The sequence below is a fragment of the Psychrobacter sp. 78a-MNA-CIBAN-0178 genome, from assembly GCF_040309625.1.
In the GTDB taxonomy this organism is placed as follows: Bacteria; Pseudomonadota; Gammaproteobacteria; order Pseudomonadales; family Moraxellaceae; genus Psychrobacter; species Psychrobacter okhotskensis.
In genome coordinates this window covers 1-276 of the sequence record NZ_JBEOOZ010000120.1, presented here as the reverse complement: position 1 = coordinate 276, position 276 = coordinate 1, and the positions used below count along the sequence as shown (strand labels likewise).

The window sequence follows — 276 nt, the reverse complement described above, 5'->3', positions numbered from 1 at the left end:
ACGCAAAATGATGCGCTTGATACTGCCCAGAATACGCTTGATTTAAGTTATTCCATTGATGAAGCATCAAATCAGCAAGCACTTGTGTTTAAAGCAGTAGGTGGGAAAAACGACATTGATTTTGCACTCGATATGTCAACCATTGGCGCTAAAGACACGCAGCAAATGCAGCAGTATTTAGCGTCGCTAGATCAAAGCCTAGAAGATAGTCGGGTTAATAGTAGTGAGGACGATAAAAAATCGGCATTTGGCCGCAAAGGCGACGAGGCAATGCAG

General features: G+C 43.5%; 1 protein-coding gene. It reads left to right on the top strand.

From position 1 onward, the window contains the following. The coding region (locus AAEY80_RS14500) for a hypothetical protein (RefSeq protein WP_350588571.1) at positions 1–276 on the top strand (276 nt) is incomplete at both ends.